Origin of the sequence: Burkholderia sp. BCC0419, from assembly GCF_902830285.1 — a bacterium.
In the GTDB taxonomy this organism is placed as follows: Bacteria; Pseudomonadota; Gammaproteobacteria; order Burkholderiales; family Burkholderiaceae; genus Burkholderia.
On record NZ_CADESR010000001.1, the window covers coordinates 2,448,359 to 2,462,570 of the forward strand.

15 protein-coding genes and 2 tRNA genes are annotated in these 14,212 nt (G+C 69.0%); 13 read left to right on the top strand and 4 right to left on the bottom strand.

What is annotated here, in order from left to right:
* Positions 1-138 precede the first annotated feature (138 nt).
* From fdxA to HWW87_RS10945, 8 genes are all read left to right on the top strand, one after another.
* Positions 139-462, top strand: coding sequence for a ferredoxin FdxA (fdxA, locus tag HWW87_RS10910; RefSeq protein WP_034183076.1), 324 nt, complete (start codon positions 139-141; stop codon positions 460-462).
* 104 nt (positions 463-566) lie between these two features.
* Positions 567-642, top strand: a tRNA-Asn gene (locus tag HWW87_RS10915).
* 72 nt (positions 643-714) lie between these two features.
* Positions 715-790 (top strand) — tRNA-Asn (locus tag HWW87_RS10920).
* Between the two features lie 127 nt (positions 791-917).
* Positions 918-1,403 carry a CreA family protein gene (locus HWW87_RS10925; protein ID WP_175820273.1) on the top strand — a complete coding sequence of 162 codons (486 nt, stop codon included), beginning with the start codon at positions 918-920 and terminating at the stop codon, positions 1,401-1,403.
* 61 nt (positions 1,404-1,464) lie between these two features.
* Positions 1,465-2,370 (top strand): AraC family transcriptional regulator, encoded by a 906-nt coding sequence (locus tag HWW87_RS10930; protein WP_175820274.1) that lies wholly within the window; start codon positions 1,465-1,467, stop codon positions 2,368-2,370.
* Between the two features lie 126 nt (positions 2,371-2,496).
* Complete coding sequence (locus HWW87_RS10935; RefSeq protein WP_175820275.1) at positions 2,497-3,264, top strand: AzlC family ABC transporter permease; 768 nt, start codon at positions 2,497-2,499, stop codon at positions 3,262-3,264.
* The gene (locus HWW87_RS10940; protein WP_174432361.1) at positions 3,261-3,599 is read left to right on the top strand and encodes an AzlD domain-containing protein; all 339 of its coding nucleotides are present in this window, start codon (positions 3,261-3,263) and stop codon (positions 3,597-3,599) included. The genes HWW87_RS10935 and HWW87_RS10940 overlap by 4 nt, the downstream gene beginning before the upstream one ends.
* Positions 3,600-3,759: 160 nt before the next feature.
* Positions 3,760-4,536 carry a DUF4088 family protein gene (locus HWW87_RS10945; RefSeq protein WP_175820276.1) on the top strand — a complete coding sequence of 259 codons (777 nt, stop codon included), beginning with the start codon at positions 3,760-3,762 and terminating at the stop codon, positions 4,534-4,536.
* Between the two features lie 132 nt (positions 4,537-4,668).
* Here HWW87_RS10945 and HWW87_RS10950 read toward each other — a convergent pair whose 3' ends face one another.
* Entirely contained in the window at positions 4,669-5,070 is a 402-nt protein-coding gene (locus HWW87_RS10950; protein WP_175820277.1) for a hypothetical protein, read from the bottom strand.
* 267 nt (positions 5,071-5,337) lie between these two features.
* Between HWW87_RS10950 and HWW87_RS10955 the strand changes: the two genes are divergently transcribed.
* From HWW87_RS10955 to fumC, 3 genes are all read left to right on the top strand, one after another.
* A complete protein-coding gene (locus HWW87_RS10955; RefSeq protein ID WP_175820278.1) occupies positions 5,338-5,556 on the top strand; it encodes an RNA-binding S4 domain-containing protein in 219 nt (72 codons plus the stop codon).
* Positions 5,557-5,693: 137 nt separating this feature from the next.
* Entirely contained in the window at positions 5,694-7,082 is a 1,389-nt protein-coding gene (norM, locus tag HWW87_RS10960) for a multidrug efflux MATE transporter NorM (RefSeq protein WP_174432359.1), read from the top strand.
* 195 nt (positions 7,083-7,277) lie between these two features.
* Entirely contained in the window at positions 7,278-8,672 is a 1,395-nt protein-coding gene (gene fumC / locus HWW87_RS10965; RefSeq protein WP_174388282.1) for a class II fumarate hydratase, read from the top strand.
* A 46-nt stretch (positions 8,673-8,718) separates the two neighbouring features.
* Here fumC and HWW87_RS10970 read toward each other — a convergent pair whose 3' ends face one another.
* Both HWW87_RS10970 and HWW87_RS10975 read right to left on the bottom strand, forming a co-directional pair.
* Entirely contained in the window at positions 8,719-9,231 is a 513-nt protein-coding gene (locus tag HWW87_RS10970; RefSeq protein ID WP_023475851.1) for an acyl-CoA thioesterase, read from the bottom strand.
* Positions 9,232-9,359: 128 nt separating this feature from the next.
* On the bottom strand, positions 9,360-9,500 hold the full coding sequence (locus tag HWW87_RS10975; RefSeq protein WP_174432358.1) for a hypothetical protein: 141 nt from the start codon (positions 9,498-9,500) through the stop codon (positions 9,360-9,362).
* A gap of 188 nt (positions 9,501-9,688) precedes the next feature.
* Here HWW87_RS10975 and HWW87_RS10980 point away from each other — a divergent pair, with 188 nt between their 5' ends.
* Positions 9,689-10,396, top strand: a complete 708-nt coding sequence (locus tag HWW87_RS10980; protein WP_175820279.1) for a helix-turn-helix transcriptional regulator — start codon at positions 9,689-9,691, stop codon at positions 10,394-10,396.
* A gap of 150 nt (positions 10,397-10,546) precedes the next feature.
* Positions 10,547-13,120 (top strand): DUF6600 domain-containing protein, encoded by a 2,574-nt coding sequence (locus HWW87_RS10985; protein WP_244107179.1) that lies wholly within the window; start codon positions 10,547-10,549, stop codon positions 13,118-13,120.
* Positions 13,121-13,219: 99 nt separating this feature from the next.
* Here HWW87_RS10985 and HWW87_RS10990 read toward each other — a convergent pair whose 3' ends face one another.
* A complete protein-coding gene (locus tag HWW87_RS10990) occupies positions 13,220-14,191 on the bottom strand; it encodes a thymidylate synthase (RefSeq protein ID WP_059501636.1) in 972 nt (323 codons plus the stop codon).
* Positions 14,192-14,212: the final 21 nt, after the last annotated feature.

Below are 14,212 nucleotides of genomic sequence, written 5' to 3' on the forward strand. Positions count from 1 at the left end.
TTTGCGCATCCCATAAACTAATCACGAAACGATATAAGCCGGATAGCCGACCACGTCATGCGGGTTTTGCGCTTCAGTTACAATGCCGCTTTTGGCGCAAACGCCACCCCATATATACCGCCAAGCAGGAGCGTTTTAATGACTCACGTTGTGACCGAAGGCTGCATCAAGTGCAAATACACGGATTGCGTGGATGTGTGCCCGGTGGATTGCTTCCGTGAAGGTCCCAACTTTCTCGCCATCGATCCGGACGAGTGCATCGACTGCGCCGTGTGCGTCGCCGAATGCCCGACCAATGCGATCTATGCCGAAGAAGACGTTCCGGGCGACCAGCAGCAGTTCACCGAGCTGAACGCCGAGCTGGCGAAGGGCTGGCCGTCGATCACGAAGACCAAGCCGGCACCGGCCGACGCGGACGAGTGGAAGGACGTGCAGGACAAGCTGCACCTGCTCGAGCGCTGATCGCACGGCGGCGACTGCAAAAAATTTTATGCGCCGCGGCTCCAAGGTATTGACAGGTTAGCGAACGCTCCATACAATCTCGTTTCTCTGCTGTTGTTGTTTGTTCCCCGATAGCTCAGTCGGTAGAGCGCCGGACTGTTAATCCGTAGGTCCCTGGTTCGAGCCCAGGTCGGGGAGCCAAAAACGCAAAGGCCCGTTGAAAGTGGACGGGTTTTTTGTTGGACAACACGACACGCAGATGTACCGATTTATTCCCCGATAGCTCAGTCGGTAGAGCGCCGGACTGTTAATCCGTAGGTCCCTGGTTCGAGCCCAGGTCGGGGAGCCAAATAGCAAAAGGCCCGTCATTCGACGGGCCTTTTGTTTTTCCGGCCGCCTCTCCACCGTTCCGCTTTTCGTGGCCCGGTCATGCGCATGCTAGAGTCTCTGTCCCGCATTCGCATCCGGTTCCGTCGATGAAGCATCACCTCCTCCGTTTCGCCCCCGTCGCCCTCCTGCTCTCCGCATTCGCCGCCGCACCGTTCGCGCACGCGGAGGAAGTCGGCAGCGTCAATACCCATTTCCGCGTCACGGGCTCCGATCGCGTGGTCGTCGAGGCCTATGACGATCCGGTCGTGAACGGCGTGACCTGCTACGTGTCGCGCGCCCGCACCGGCGGGATCAAGGGCACGCTCGGCGTCGCCGAGGATCCGAGCGAAGCGTCGATCGCGTGCCGGCAGGTCGGCCCGATCAGCTTCAAGGAGCCGCTCAAGCAGCAGACCGACGTGTTCAGCGAACGCATGTCGTTCATCTTCAAGACGCTGCACGTCGTGCGCGTGGTCGACAAGAAACGCAACACGATCGTCTACCTGACCTACAGCGACCGCATCGTCAGCGGCAGCCCGAAGAACGCCGTCACCGCGGTGCCGATGCCGGCCGGCACGACGATTCCGGTCAAGTAAGCCCGCACCCGCCGGGCGCGCGAGCGATACACTGTCGGTTCGACCGCTGCCGCGCCCGATCATGTCCGCCACCCGCCTTCCCGATTCCGCACGCTACTGGCGCACGCCGCTCGTGCCGGACGCGGATCTCCTCACGGCCACCTATCGCGATCACGCGTTCGCGCCCCACTGGCACGACGCGTACACGATCCCCGTGATCCTCGAAGGCGCGGAACGCTTCACCTATCGCGGCACCGGCCATGTCGCCGAAACGGGCACCGTGCCCGTGATCAATCCCGGCGAAGTGCATACGGGGTCGCGTGCCGCCGACGAGGGCTGGTGCTATCGCGTCAGCTACATGCCGGTCGAATTCATCCGCGAACTCGCCAGTTCAATCGCGGGCCGCCCGCAGGATGCGCCGTGGTTCGCCCCCGACGTGATCCGCGACGCCGATCTCGCGGCCCGGCTCACGCTCGCACACCGGATGCTGGAAGCCGGCAGCGAGCGCGCGCTATCGTCGCATGCGCATGCGTCCGGGCAACCGGCCGACGCTCCGGCGGCCGGCACGCCGCACATCTACGATCCGCTCGCCGCCGAAACCGCGATGCTCGACGCGCTGTCGACGCTGATCGCGCGCCACGCCGACGTGCGGCCGCAACCAGCGCCGCTCGCGGCCGACGAACCGCGCGTCAACGCGATGCGCGAGCGGCTCGCCGCCGATCTGATGTCCGCGGTAACGCTCGACGATGTCGCGCAGGCGGCCGGCCTGTCGCCGTTTCATGCGGCGCGCCTGTTCACGCGTACGGCCGGTATGCCGCCGCATGCGTGGCGCAACCAGCTGCGGCTACAGCGTGCGCTGGCGCCGCTGCGCGCGGGCGTGCCCGTCGCCGATGTCGCGGCGGCGAGCGGCTTCGTCGACCAGAGCCACTTCACGCGGCATTTCAAACGGATGTTCGGCGTGCCCCCCGGGCGCTGGCAGGCAAGCTGACGCGGCTTCCCGCAGCCGTCAGCCGCGCTGCCACCCGCGCCGGCCGGCACTCCGGCACCCCGCTCCTATCGGGCGAGCGCAAGAACATACAAGCCGGCTCGCCACCGGCCCGCTATCCTCCAGCACATGGAGGAGCGCTTCTTGAACAAGACACCCGCATCGCCCCCGCGCCGCCCGCTCAACGAATGGCTCGACGGCGCGCGCGACACGATTCCGATGATGATCGGCGCCGCACCGTTCGGCGTGATTTTCGGCACGCTCGTCGGCGGCGGCCCGCTCGCCGCATGGCACGGCGCACTGATGTCGCTCGCCGTGTTCGCGGGCTCCGCGCAGTTCATCGCGCTCGGGCTGATCGCCGGCAGCGCAGGCTTCGCCGTCGTGCTCGCCACGACACTGATCGTGAACCTGCGCCACCTGCTGTACAGCGCGACGCTCGCGCCCTATGTCGCACACCTGCCGCTGCGCTGGCGCGCGACGCTCGGCGCGTTGATGACCGACGAGGTGTTCGCGGTCGCCTACGGGCACTACCGGCACTACCCGCCCGGCACGATCGGCCCCCACTACTTTTTCGGCTCCGGGCTCGCGATGTACCTGAACTGGCAGGTCTGGACGCTCGCGGGCATCGGCTTCGGCACCGCGTTCCCGGGCCTGCAGTCGCTCGGCCTCGATTTCGCGATGGCGGCGACCTTCATCGCGATCGTCGTCCCGCAGCTCGGCACGCTGCGCTACTTCGCGGCGGCCGCCACGGCCGGCACGCTCGCGTACTTCTGGCAGGGCTGGCCTTACAAGCTCGGGCTGCTCGGTGCAGTCGCCGCCGGCGTCGCGATCGGCGTCGCGCTCACGCTGCTGCACGATCGCACGCGCGCCGGCTCCCGTCCGGAGGCTGCATCGTGAGCTACGCGCTGTTGATCCTCGGCATGGCCGCCATCACGTACGCGATCCGCTCGACGCTGTTCCTGTTCGGCGAGCGGCTGACGTTCCCGCCGCTCGTGCGGACCGCGCTCGGCTTCGTGCCGGTCACCGTGCTGACCGCGATCATCGTACCGATGACCGTCTCGCCGCACGGCGGCACGGCCGAGCTGACCTGGCGGAATCCGCAGCTCGTCGGCGCGCTCGCGGCCGTGCTCGTGTCGGCCGCGACCCGCCGCCCGCTCGTGACGATCGCGGCCGGGCTCGTGGTGTTCTTCCTGTGGCAAGGAGTCGTGCTGCCGCACTGGCAGCCCGCCTGAGCGCGCGCTCCATCGCGCGCGCTCAAGTTTCCGCCCGGTGCGCCGATATAGGAGAGATAGACCCGCCACCGGCCTCGGCGCGCACCGGTCAGTCGACGCGGCGCCCGTCCCGGTGCACCGCGCCGGCGCCGGCTTGCGCGGGCCGCCATCGAGACGATTCATGGGCCAGATCACCCTTTCCCTCAAGGACGACACGCTCGAGTCCCTGCGCAAGGACTACGACGCGTTCGTCCGCGTGTCGCTGAAACTCGACCCGCAATTCGCGACGCCGTCGTTCGAGGATTTCCTGCGCGCGAAGTTGCTCGACAACATGGTGCCGCTGACCGAGCACGCCGTGCAGCGGATGCTGCAGGGCGGCCAGTACGCGTGGGCCAAGCGCACGCTCGACAAGGAATTTCCGGATGTCGTCGCGATCCTGATGCGGCAGGCCGGCGAATTCGGCTTCGGCTTCGCGTCGCGCTCCGAATGGACTCCCGACGAACTCGCGAAGGCATGCCGCGACTGGGCGAAGGCGATCGTCGCCGAAGCGCAGGGCGACGCGTCGCTGATCGACCCGCTCGCGTCGCAGATCAAGAGCGCGGCGCAGGACATCCAGGCGCTCGAGGAACTGATGCAGACGCCTGCGTGGCGGCTCGCGGAATCGCTGCGGCAGCGCATCTACGAAGCCAAGCTCGCGTGCGAGATGAGCGTCGGCAGCACCGCGCGCGACAAGCTCGGCGAACTGCGCGGGCTGCTGCGGCTCGGGCTCGCACACGGCTCGTTCCAGAAGCAGGAAGCGCAGCAGATCATGGAATACCTGCGGCTGCTGAAGCCGGAGATCTTCGTCGAGGAACCGTACGACGTCTTCGCGCGCCTCGCCGCGTGGCTGCGCAGCGTATTCACACCGGCCGCCGTACGGCCGGCCCAGGGACAGGGGCAAGGCCAGCGCCGGCCCTGACCGCGCGCTCGTCCCGCGCAACGTAACACCCCACGAAAACGGCCCGGTTCGCGCGAAGCGAACCGGGCCGCCTGACGATTGCCGTCGCGACGCGCCGTTCGAGGCGAGCGTCGCGACGGCGTCGGGCACCGCTTACTGCGTGGCGCCTTGCGCCGATGCACCGCCCTGCACGCCGACCGATGCGCCGCCTTCGGTCGCCTCGTCGGCCTTCGCCTTGGCCGAACCGGCATGGCCCTTGGCCGACTTCGCCGCATGCTTCGTGTGCTTCTTGGCCGAATGGACGGCCGACGACGTCGTATCCTTCGCGCCGTCGGCTGCCGCGCCGACCGCATCGGTCGCAGCGCCCGCCGCACCGCCCGACGCGTTCGCGCCGGCACCGCCCTGCACGCCAGCGCCGACACCTGCCGCCGGCGTCTGCGCCTGCACGCCGGCACCGGCTGCGCCTTGCGCCGTCGTGCCCGTCTGGGCGAATGCGGCCGAAGTGGCGAACGCCGTCAGCGCGGCACCGATCAGCATCGTACGAATCTTGGACATGACAATTCTCCTCAAGAAGTTGTGCGCCCGGACCTCAGCGATGCGGTCCGTCGCGTCCCCCGCCGCAACACGCAGCAGGTACGACAGAAGACCCGCGGCCCGCGCGGCCGGTTCGCGAATCTCTCAGACTGTTACCCACCGTTTCATTTGCTGACGAATCGCTCACAGTCCTTTACATCCGCCGGCGGCCGCCCGCGCTCGCGTGCGGGCCCGCGGTGCCGTATGATGCGGAGCGTTTCCTCCCGCGCGTTGCGCACCTTCCTCGTCATGCCCAATCTGGATTTCACGCTGACCGGCGAATACGTCGAGCTGCACAACCTTCTCAAGATCACCGGCCTCGCGGACAGCGGCGGCACCGCGAAGCTGATCGTCGCGTCCGGCGCCGTGAAAGTCGACGGCGCGATCGAGCTGCGCAAGACCTGCAAGATCCGCGCGGGCCAGGTCGTGCTGTTCGGCGACACGCGCATCGCGGTACGCGAGGCATAGGGCCCGCGGGGTTCCCCCTGCCCGCGACATGGCCATCGGCGCACGCGTTCGACACGGTACGAATAAAGCCGTAAGCTAGCCGTCTCTCAAAATAAATACATATAGCGCGGGCCCGCACCCGCGCGAGCGCCCATTCCATGTCGCATTCCGGTCTCACTCGGACGGCCGCCGCGCCGCCGTCCCTGTCCAGTCATGCCGCCGATACCGCGCGCCTCGCCGCGCCGCTCGCGATCGCGCAACTTTCCCAGATGGCGATGAGCGTCACCGACACGGTGCTGCTCGGTTCGCTCGGCCCCGATTCGCTCGCGGCGGGCGGGCTCGGCGCGAACTTCTTCTTCGTCATCGTGACGATCCTGCAAGGCGTGCTGTCGTCGGTCAGCGTGAGCGTCGCGCATGCGCGCGGCGCGCAGGCCGAGGATCGCGTGCCGCACATCTACTGGACGGGCTTCGCGCTGTCCGTGCTGCTCGCGATTCCGGCAATCGTCGCGCTGTCGCTCGCCGAACCGATCCTGCTGATGTTCCACGAGCCGCCGCTGCTCGCGCATCACGTCGGCGAATACACGGGCATCCTGCGCTTCGCGGCGCTCGGCAGCCTGATCGGTGTCGGGCTGATGCGCGCGTTCCTGCCGGCGATCGGCGCCGCGCGGCGGCTCTTGTGGGTGTCGATCGGCGGCGTCGGCGTCAACGGCGTGCTGAACTACGGGCTGATCCACGGCGCATTCGGGCTGCCGCGCCTCGGCTTTCTCGGTTCGGCCGTCGCGACGACGATCACGATCTGGCTCACCGCGCTCGCGCTGATCTGGCTGCTGCACGGCCGGCAGCGCTTCCGCCATTTCGTGACCGCCGCGCGCCCGAAGCTGCCCGTGATGGGCGAGCTGATCGGCATCGGCTGGCCGGTCGCGATCACGTACGGGGTCGAATCGACGCTGTTTCTCGCCACCGGCCTCACGGTCGGCGTGCTGGGCGCGACGTCGCTCGCCGCGCACCAGATCGCGCTGAACGTCGCGTCGGTGTCGTTCATGGTGCCGCTCGCGATCGGCCAGGCGGCCAACGTGCGCGTCGGCTACTGGATCGGCGCGGGCTCGCCCGTCGCCGCGCGGCACGCGGGCTTCGTCGCGCTCGCGCTCGGCGTCGGCTTCATGTCGCTGTCGGGCCTCGTGATGATCGTCGCGCCGCATACGATCGTCGGCCTGTACCTGCATCTCGACGACCCGGCCAACGCGGCCACGGTGTCGCTCGCCGCGTCGCTGCTCGGCATCGCCGCGGTGTTCCAGATCGTCGACGGCATGCAGACCGTCGCGTCGGGTGCGCTGCGCGGCCTGAAGGACACGCGCATCCCGATGCTCGCCGCGACCTTCGGCTACTGGGGCATCGGCTTCCCGACCGGCTACTGGTTCGCGTTCCACGCGGGCCTGGGTGCGCGCGGCCTGTGGTGGGGGCTCGCGGCCGGGCTCGCGAGCGTCGCCGCGCTGATGGCATGGCGCTTTCACCGCAAGACCACCTCGCTCATCGCGGTGGCGCGCTAGAGCCTGTTCACGCTGATAACGGGCTTGGGCTGGCCCCAGGCGCGACACGACGCAAAATCGCGGCCGGCGCTATGCTTGTCGGCTGAACCCCTCGAGACGCCGCGCAAGCGGCGCGACTGGCCTCACGATACGCCTGATTACGTCTGATGCCGCGCGACGACGCGCGGCCTTTCCCCTTTCCAGGAGGAGTGCATCATGAATGAAGCAGTTCGGATGGAACGCGACACGTTCGGCGAAATCGCCGTGCCGGCCGACCGGCTCTGGGGCGCGCAGACCGAGCGCTCGCTGCAGAATTTCCGGATCTCGACGGAGAAGCAGTCGCCCGAGCTGATCCACGCGCTCGCGATCGTCAAGCGCGCCGCGGCGGCCGTCAACCAGTCGCTCGGCGTGCTCGCCGACGACAAGGCGCACGCGATCATCGAAGCCGCCGACGAGATCATCGCCGGCAAGCATCCGCGCGAATTCCCGCTCGCGGTGTGGCAGACGGGCTCCGGCACGCAGACCAACATGAACCTCAACGAGGTGATCGCGAACCGCGCGAGCGAGCTGATGGGCGGCGAGCGCGGCGAAGCGCGCAAGGTTCATCCGAACGACGACGTGAACCGCGGCCAGTCGTCGAACGACGTGTTCCCGACCGCGATGCACGTCGCGGCCGCGTATGCGATCGTCAATCACCTGCTGCCGGCGCTGCGCACGCTGCGCGCGACGCTCGACGCGAAGTCGAAGGCGTTCGCCGACATCGTGAAGATCGGCCGCACGCACCTGCAGGACGCCACGCCACTCACGCTCGGCCAGGAATTCTCCGGCTATGTCGCGCAGCTCGACCAGGGCATCCGTCACGTCGAATCGACGCTGCCCCACCTGTACGAACTCGCGCTTGGCGGTACCGCGGTCGGCACGGGGCTGAATGCGCATCCGGAGTTCGCGGTGCGCGTGGCCGACGAGATCGGCCGGCTCGCGAAGCTGCCGTTCGTGACGGCGCCGAGCAAGTTCGAGGTGATGGCGGCCGCCGACGCGCTGGTCTTTGCGCACGGCGCGCTGAAGACGGTCGCGGCCAGCCTGATGAAGATCGCGAACGACGTGCGCTGGCTCGCGAGCGGGCCGCGCTGCGGGCTCGGCGAGCTGTCGATTCCGGAAAACGAGCCGGGCAGCTCGATCATGCCGGGCAAGGTGAACCCGACGCAGTCGGAAGCCGTGACGATGCTGTGCTGCCAGGTGTTCGGCAACGACGTCGCGGTCAACGTCGGCGGCGCGAGCGGCAATTTCGAGCTGAACGTGTTCCGGCCGATGATCGCGCACAACGTGCTGCAGTCGGTGCGGCTGCTGGCCGACGGCGCGCAGAGCTTCAATGATCACTGCGCGGTGGGCATCGAGCCGAACCGCTCGCGGATCGACCTGTTGCTGAACGAATCGCTGATGCTCGTGACGGCGCTCAATCCGCACATCGGCTACGACAAGTCCGCGCAGATCGCGAAGAAGGCGCACAAGGAAGGCACGACGCTGAAGGCGGCCGCGCTCGCGCTCGGCTACCTGACCGAGGCGGAATTCGATGCATGGGTTCGCCCCGAGCAGATGATCGGGACGCGGTAACGGCAGGACGACGGGCGCGGCGCAATGAGCGCGGCGCCCGCGGCACTCAGACGGTGCCCTTCGCGACTTCTTCCGGCTTCATCTCGACGATCTTGTCGAGCGCGGCCCGCACGTCGGCCGCGTATTTCGCCAGCACCCGCTGCTCGTCGGTTTCGGGCACGAACGGCGGCACCGGCACCGGGTTGCCGTTCTCGTCGACCGCGACGAACACGACGAGGCAATCGGTCGTCTGGCGCAGCACGCCGCCCTTCGGATCGCCGGCATGCACCGACACGTGGATGTGCATGCTGGTACGGCCCGTCGCGACGACGCGCGCCTTCAGCTCGACCAGATTGCCGACCAGGATCGGACGCTGGAAACGGATGTTGCCGACGCTGACCGTCACGCAATAGCGGCTCGACCAGACGGCCGCGCACGCATACGCGACCTCGTCGATCCACTTCATCAGCGCGCCGCCATGCACCTTGCCGCCGAAGTTCACGGACGAAGGCTCGGCAAGGAAGCGGAATACGGTTTCGGTGCGGTCGAGGGCGGCAGGCACGGGGGACGGTTGGGGCATTGTTCTGGCTCCAGGCGGCAGGGGCGCTGTAATGGGCCATTATACGTTGCACTGCGGCAACGCGTCGCTGCAAGCCCCGCGTGGCGGGGCTGCGGCGGCCATGCCGGCTCGCGCCGGATCGGCGCCGGTCAGCGGCGCACCGTGATGCCCTGGTCGATCGTCCCGTACATCTCGATACTGCCGCCGCGCTCGCCGGTCGCGCCCGCGCCACCCTGCGCACAGGCCGCGCAAACCAACGCGGCCGCCAACACACAGAAAATCGTCTTCATCGTTGCATCGCGTCCCATGCGGCGGCCCGCTGCCGCCGCGTCCGGCCATTCTACGCGTGCGCTGCAACGGGCCGCAGTCCGGTCCGCGCAGGGGCGCCGCCGCTGCATCCGACATTTCATCCGGAAGCGAAACATCGAATGCGCGCACCGACTACACTGCCCCTCATCCCGCTCGACGAGACACGACGATGACCGATCAAGACGACCACCATTTTCCGGGCCTGAGCCGCATCGGCGCACTGATCGCCGATCCCGGCCGCGCCGCGATGCTGTGGGTGCTGATGGACGGCAGCGCGCGACCGGCCGGCGAACTGACGATGATCGCGGGGCTGTCGCCGTCCGCGGCCAGCGCGCACCTCGCGCGCCTGACCGAGGGCGGCCTGCTGGCCCTCGACGTGCGCGGCCGGCATCGCTACTACCGCATCGCGTCGGCCGACATCGCGGCCTCGCTCGAAGCGCTCGCGAACGTCGCCCGCGCGGCCGCGCCGCATCGCCCGGTTCCGCCGCCGTCGCGCGCAGTCCCGGCCGAACTGCGCTATGCACGCACCTGCTACGACCACATGGCCGGCGAGCTCGCGGTACGTATCTTCGACGGCCTCACCGCACGCGGCTGGCTGCTTGCAGACGGCGACGCGATCGAGACGACCGAACTCGGCACGCAAGCGCTCGCGCAATGGGGCATCGACGTCGCGCAGCAGCGCACGCGCCGGCGCCGCTTCGCGTGCGGCTGTCTCGACTGGAGCGAGCGGCGCTCGCATCTCGGCGGCGCACTCGGCGCGGCGCTACTCGAAAGCTTCTGCGCGCACGGCTGGATCGAGCGCGCTGCCCGACCGCGCGTGCTGCGCGTCACGGTGCCCGGGCAGCAGGTTTTCGACGCGTGGCTTACGTCCGCTTGACGCCGGCATTGCAGCTGCACGACAACGGCGCGCGATGGACAGGTTTTGTTACATCGCGTGCCCTTCGACTTACAAAACACCGTGCCTTGAAACAGGCCAAGCGGATATTGTGAACTGGACGGCACGAATCGACGCGCCGCGATCACAACGATGACGCTCACCATGGCCACCCTGTTCACGCTCAAGCGCACCGCCCGCTACACGCTGCTCGCGTTCGTCGCGCTGGCGGCGCTGCCGCCCGCCTTCGCGCAATCGGCCGATGCGCCGCCGAATATGGCCGCGGCACGGCAACCGGGCGGCGATCCGCCCGGCCGCGTCGCGCGGCTCAATTACCTGTCGGGCGCCGTGACGACCGAACCGGCCGGCACCGACACATGGTCGTATGCGGCGGTGAACCGGCCGCTGACGACCGGCGATCAGCTCTGGAACGATGCCGGCGCGCGCTCGGAACTGCACATCGGCTCGACCGCGGTGCGGCTCGGCGAATCGACGAGCCTGTCGGTGCTGAACCTCGACGACACGACGACGCAATTGAAGGTGGGGCTCGGCACCGTGTCGACGCACGTGCGCGATCTGCCGGCCGGCGGATCGTACGAAATCGACACGCCGAACCTCGCGCTCGGCATCGTGGGCCCCGGCGACTATCGCGTCGATGTCGCGCCGAACGGCGCGAGCACGACGGTGACGGTGCGCAGCGGCAGCGCGACCGTCTACGGCAGCAACGGCCAGTATCCGCTGTCGCCGGGGCAGCAGGTCGTGTTCACCGGCACCGACCTGCAGGTCGCGCAGCAATCGGCCGCACCGGGCCCCGACGCGCTCGACCAGTGGGCCAGCAGCCGCGACGCGGCCGAAGCGCGCTCGGTGTCGGCCCGTTATGTGTCCCGCGACGTTCCCGGCTACCAGGATCTCGACGCGAACGGCACGTGGCGCGACACCCCGAATTACGGCGCGGTATGGGTGCCGAACGACAGGCCGGCCGACTGGGCGCCGTATCACGACGGCCACTGGATCTGGCAGGCGCCATGGGGCTGGACCTGGGTCGACGACGCGCCGTGGGGCTTCGCGCCGTATCACTACGGCCGCTGGGCGTACGTGGACGACAGCTGGGCATGGGTGCCCGGCCCGATGGTCGTCAGCCAGCCGCCCGTCTATGCGCCGGCGCTCGTCGCGTTCGTGGGCGGCGGGGGCGGGGGTGGTTCCGACTGGAGCGTCGCGCTCACGGTCGGCGGCGTCGCCGCGGCCGGCTGCGCATGGTTCGCGCTCGGTCCGGGCGAGCCGTGGCATCCGGGCTGGGGCGGCTGGAGCCCGCACTACTACGACCGCGTCAACCGCAACATCGTGGTGAACAACGTCAACGTGAACAAGACCGTGAACGTGACGAACATCACCAATATCACCAACATCAACAAGACGTACGTGAACTTCCGTGCGCCGCACGCGATCACGGCCGTGCCGGCCTCCGCGTTCGTGCACGGCCAGCCGGTCGCGCACTTCTCGCAGCACGTCGATCCGCAGCACTGGCGCAACGCGCACGTCACGCCGGGCACGCCCGGCATCGCGCCGGTACGCCAGAGCTTCACCGGCGGGCTGCGCAATGCCGGCTACCGGCCGCCGGCGGCGATCGCGCAGCACCCGTACGTCGCGACGCGCAATCCGGCCGTGCCGGCCGCGTATCGCGACCAGGCCGCCGCCCACCTCGCGCAGCAAGGCGGGCGCGTGCCGGGTGCCGGCGCGCCCGTCGTGAAGACGAACGTGCCGGCCGACTATACGGCTCGTCCGGTCCGCGTGCCGGGCAAGCCGGGCGGCGGCGCATGGGCGATGCACAACGTGCAGCTCGTGAATCCGCACGGCCCCGTCGTGCAGCCGGCCCGCGCGCCGCGCGAAGGCCAGCCGGCCGGCGAGCAGGCCGGGCGGGCGGGCACGCCGACGCCGGGCATGCCGAATGTCGCGCGGCCCGTGAACGGCGAAACGCCCAATGCACCGCGTTTCGCCAACGGCGGCACGCCGCCGGCGCCCGGCAACCCGATGCCGCATCAGGCGTTCGCGCCCGGTAATGGCGTCCCGCATCCGCCGGGCGCGGGCAACGTTCCGGCAGGGACCGGCAATGTGCACGCAGCCAACGCGCCGTCGCCCGCGTGGATGCAGCCGCACACGCCGATGGAGCGTCAGCGCCCTGCTCCGCCCACCGCGCTGCACGCGGCAGGACAGAATGCGCTGCCGCCCGTGCGCAGTGCCGCGGTGCCGCATCCGGACCGCGTGCCGGCTCCGCAGGGTGTGCCACCCGGCGGCCGCAACGAGGCGCCGCGCGCGCTGCCGCAACCGCAACCGCAGTCCGACCATACCGCGCAGATTCCGCAACCGCGTCCGCGCCCCGATTTCCCGACGCCGGAACGGCATGCACAGCCGCAACCGGAACGGGCCGCCCCCGCGCCGCAACCGCGCCCGGACTTCGCTCAACCGGCGCCGCATCGCGAGGTCGCGCCGCCGCGCGTGAACGAGTACCGTCCGCCGGCGCCCGCGGTGCACGACGTGCCGCGTCCGCAGCCGCAGGCGCCGCGTATGGAGCCGCGTCCGCAACCGCAGCCGGCGCCCCGCATGGAACCGCGCCCGTCGATGCCCGCCCCCCGGACAGAACCACGGCCGCAGCCGGCGCCGCACGTCGAGGCGCCGCGTCCGAGCAACCCGCCGCCGCAGGGCGGCCACGAGGAGCGGCATCACCAGTAAGTGCAGCAAAGATGAAACAAAAAGGCTCGACCGGCGAATACCGGTCGAGCCTTTTTGCGGGGTGCGGATCGATGCAACCGCGCGGCCCCGGCCGCGCGATCAGACCGCCATCGGTGCGGTCAGCGGCTCATGGTGGCGGTAGCCGACGAGCGAGAAATCGGACGGCTCGACCTGCTCCAGCCATTCGGGCGCATAGACGCCCGTCTTCGCGTACTCGGGCACGCGCTCGGCAATCTCGAGGCGCGGGCTTTCGTACGGCTCGCGCGTGAGCTGCTGCTGCAGCATGTCGAGCTGGTTCTCGTAGATGTGCGCGTCGCCGATGAAATACGTGAACCAGCGCGGCGTGTAGCCCGTCAGCCGGCCGACGAGCGACAGCAGCGCGGCCCCTTCCGTCAGATTGAACGGCGTGCCGAGGCCGACGTCGTTGCTGCGGATGTACAGGCACAGCGAAATCTCGCGCTTCGTCGCGTTCGGCAGGAACTGGTACAGCAGATGGCATGCGGGCAGCGCGATCTGGTCGAGCACGGCCGGATTCCACGCGTGAAACAGGATGCGGCGATCGGACGGGTTCTCCATGATCGTGTCCAGGCACTGGCGCAACTGGTCGATCGCCTTGTACAGCAGCACCTTCGGCGCGCCGTCTTCGTCGAAACGCGTGACGATCCGGAAGCCGCGGCGCGTCGCATCGGCGATCTGCGCGTCGGCGCTCGCATCGAGCACCTTGTAGCCCGGCCACTGGCGCCATTGCACGCCGTATACGTCGCCCAGATCGTCGACGCCCTGGCGATACGGATTCGCGAGCCACTGCGCGTTCTCGTTCGCGTTCGCATCCCACACCTTGCAGCCGAGCGCGCGGAAATCGGCCGCGCTGCGCGACGCGCGCAGGAAGCCGACCAGTTCGCCGATCGCGGACTTGAACGCGAGCTTCTTGGTCGTCACGGCCGGGAAGCCTTGCTGCAGGTCGAAGCGCAGCATCGCGCCCGGCATGCTGATGGTACGGATTCCCGTGCGGTTCTCCTGCCAGGCGCCGGTGTCGAGAATGGTACGAACGAGATCGAGATACTGTTTCATGCGGGTTCCTTCGGCCGCGAG

What these genes read in the sequence shown, in the direction of transcription:
- HWW87_RS10950 (WP_175820277.1), bottom strand. Translation starts at nt 5,070, where the DNA reads ATGTCCAAGATTCGTACGATGCTGATCGGTGCCGCGCTGACGGCGTTC.
- HWW87_RS10990 (WP_059501636.1), bottom strand. Translation starts at nt 14,191, where the DNA reads ATGAAACAGTATCTCGATCTCGTTCGTACCATTCTCGACACCGGCGCC.
- norM (WP_174432359.1), top strand. Translation starts at nt 5,694, where the DNA reads ATGTCGCATTCCGGTCTCACTCGGACGGCCGCCGCGCCGCCGTCCCTG.
- fdxA (WP_034183076.1), top strand. Translation starts at nt 139, where the DNA reads ATGACTCACGTTGTGACCGAAGGCTGCATCAAGTGCAAATACACGGAT.
- fumC (WP_174388282.1), top strand. Translation starts at nt 7,278, where the DNA reads ATGAATGAAGCAGTTCGGATGGAACGCGACACGTTCGGCGAAATCGCC.
- HWW87_RS10930 (WP_175820274.1), top strand. Translation starts at nt 1,465, where the DNA reads ATGTCCGCCACCCGCCTTCCCGATTCCGCACGCTACTGGCGCACGCCG.
- HWW87_RS10935 (WP_175820275.1), top strand. Translation starts at nt 2,497, where the DNA reads ATGGAGGAGCGCTTCTTGAACAAGACACCCGCATCGCCCCCGCGCCGC.
- HWW87_RS10975 (WP_174432358.1), bottom strand. Translation starts at nt 9,500, where the DNA reads ATGAAGACGATTTTCTGTGTGTTGGCGGCCGCGTTGGTTTGCGCGGCC.
- HWW87_RS10980 (WP_175820279.1), top strand. Translation starts at nt 9,689, where the DNA reads ATGACCGATCAAGACGACCACCATTTTCCGGGCCTGAGCCGCATCGGC.
- HWW87_RS10925 (WP_175820273.1), top strand. Translation starts at nt 918, where the DNA reads ATGAAGCATCACCTCCTCCGTTTCGCCCCCGTCGCCCTCCTGCTCTCC.
- HWW87_RS10955 (WP_175820278.1), top strand. Translation starts at nt 5,338, where the DNA reads ATGCCCAATCTGGATTTCACGCTGACCGGCGAATACGTCGAGCTGCAC.
- HWW87_RS10945 (WP_175820276.1), top strand. Translation starts at nt 3,760, where the DNA reads ATGGGCCAGATCACCCTTTCCCTCAAGGACGACACGCTCGAGTCCCTG.
- HWW87_RS10970 (WP_023475851.1), bottom strand. Translation starts at nt 9,231, where the DNA reads ATGCCCCAACCGTCCCCCGTGCCTGCCGCCCTCGACCGCACCGAAACC.
- HWW87_RS10985 (WP_244107179.1), top strand. Translation starts at nt 10,547, where the DNA reads ATGACGCTCACCATGGCCACCCTGTTCACGCTCAAGCGCACCGCCCGC.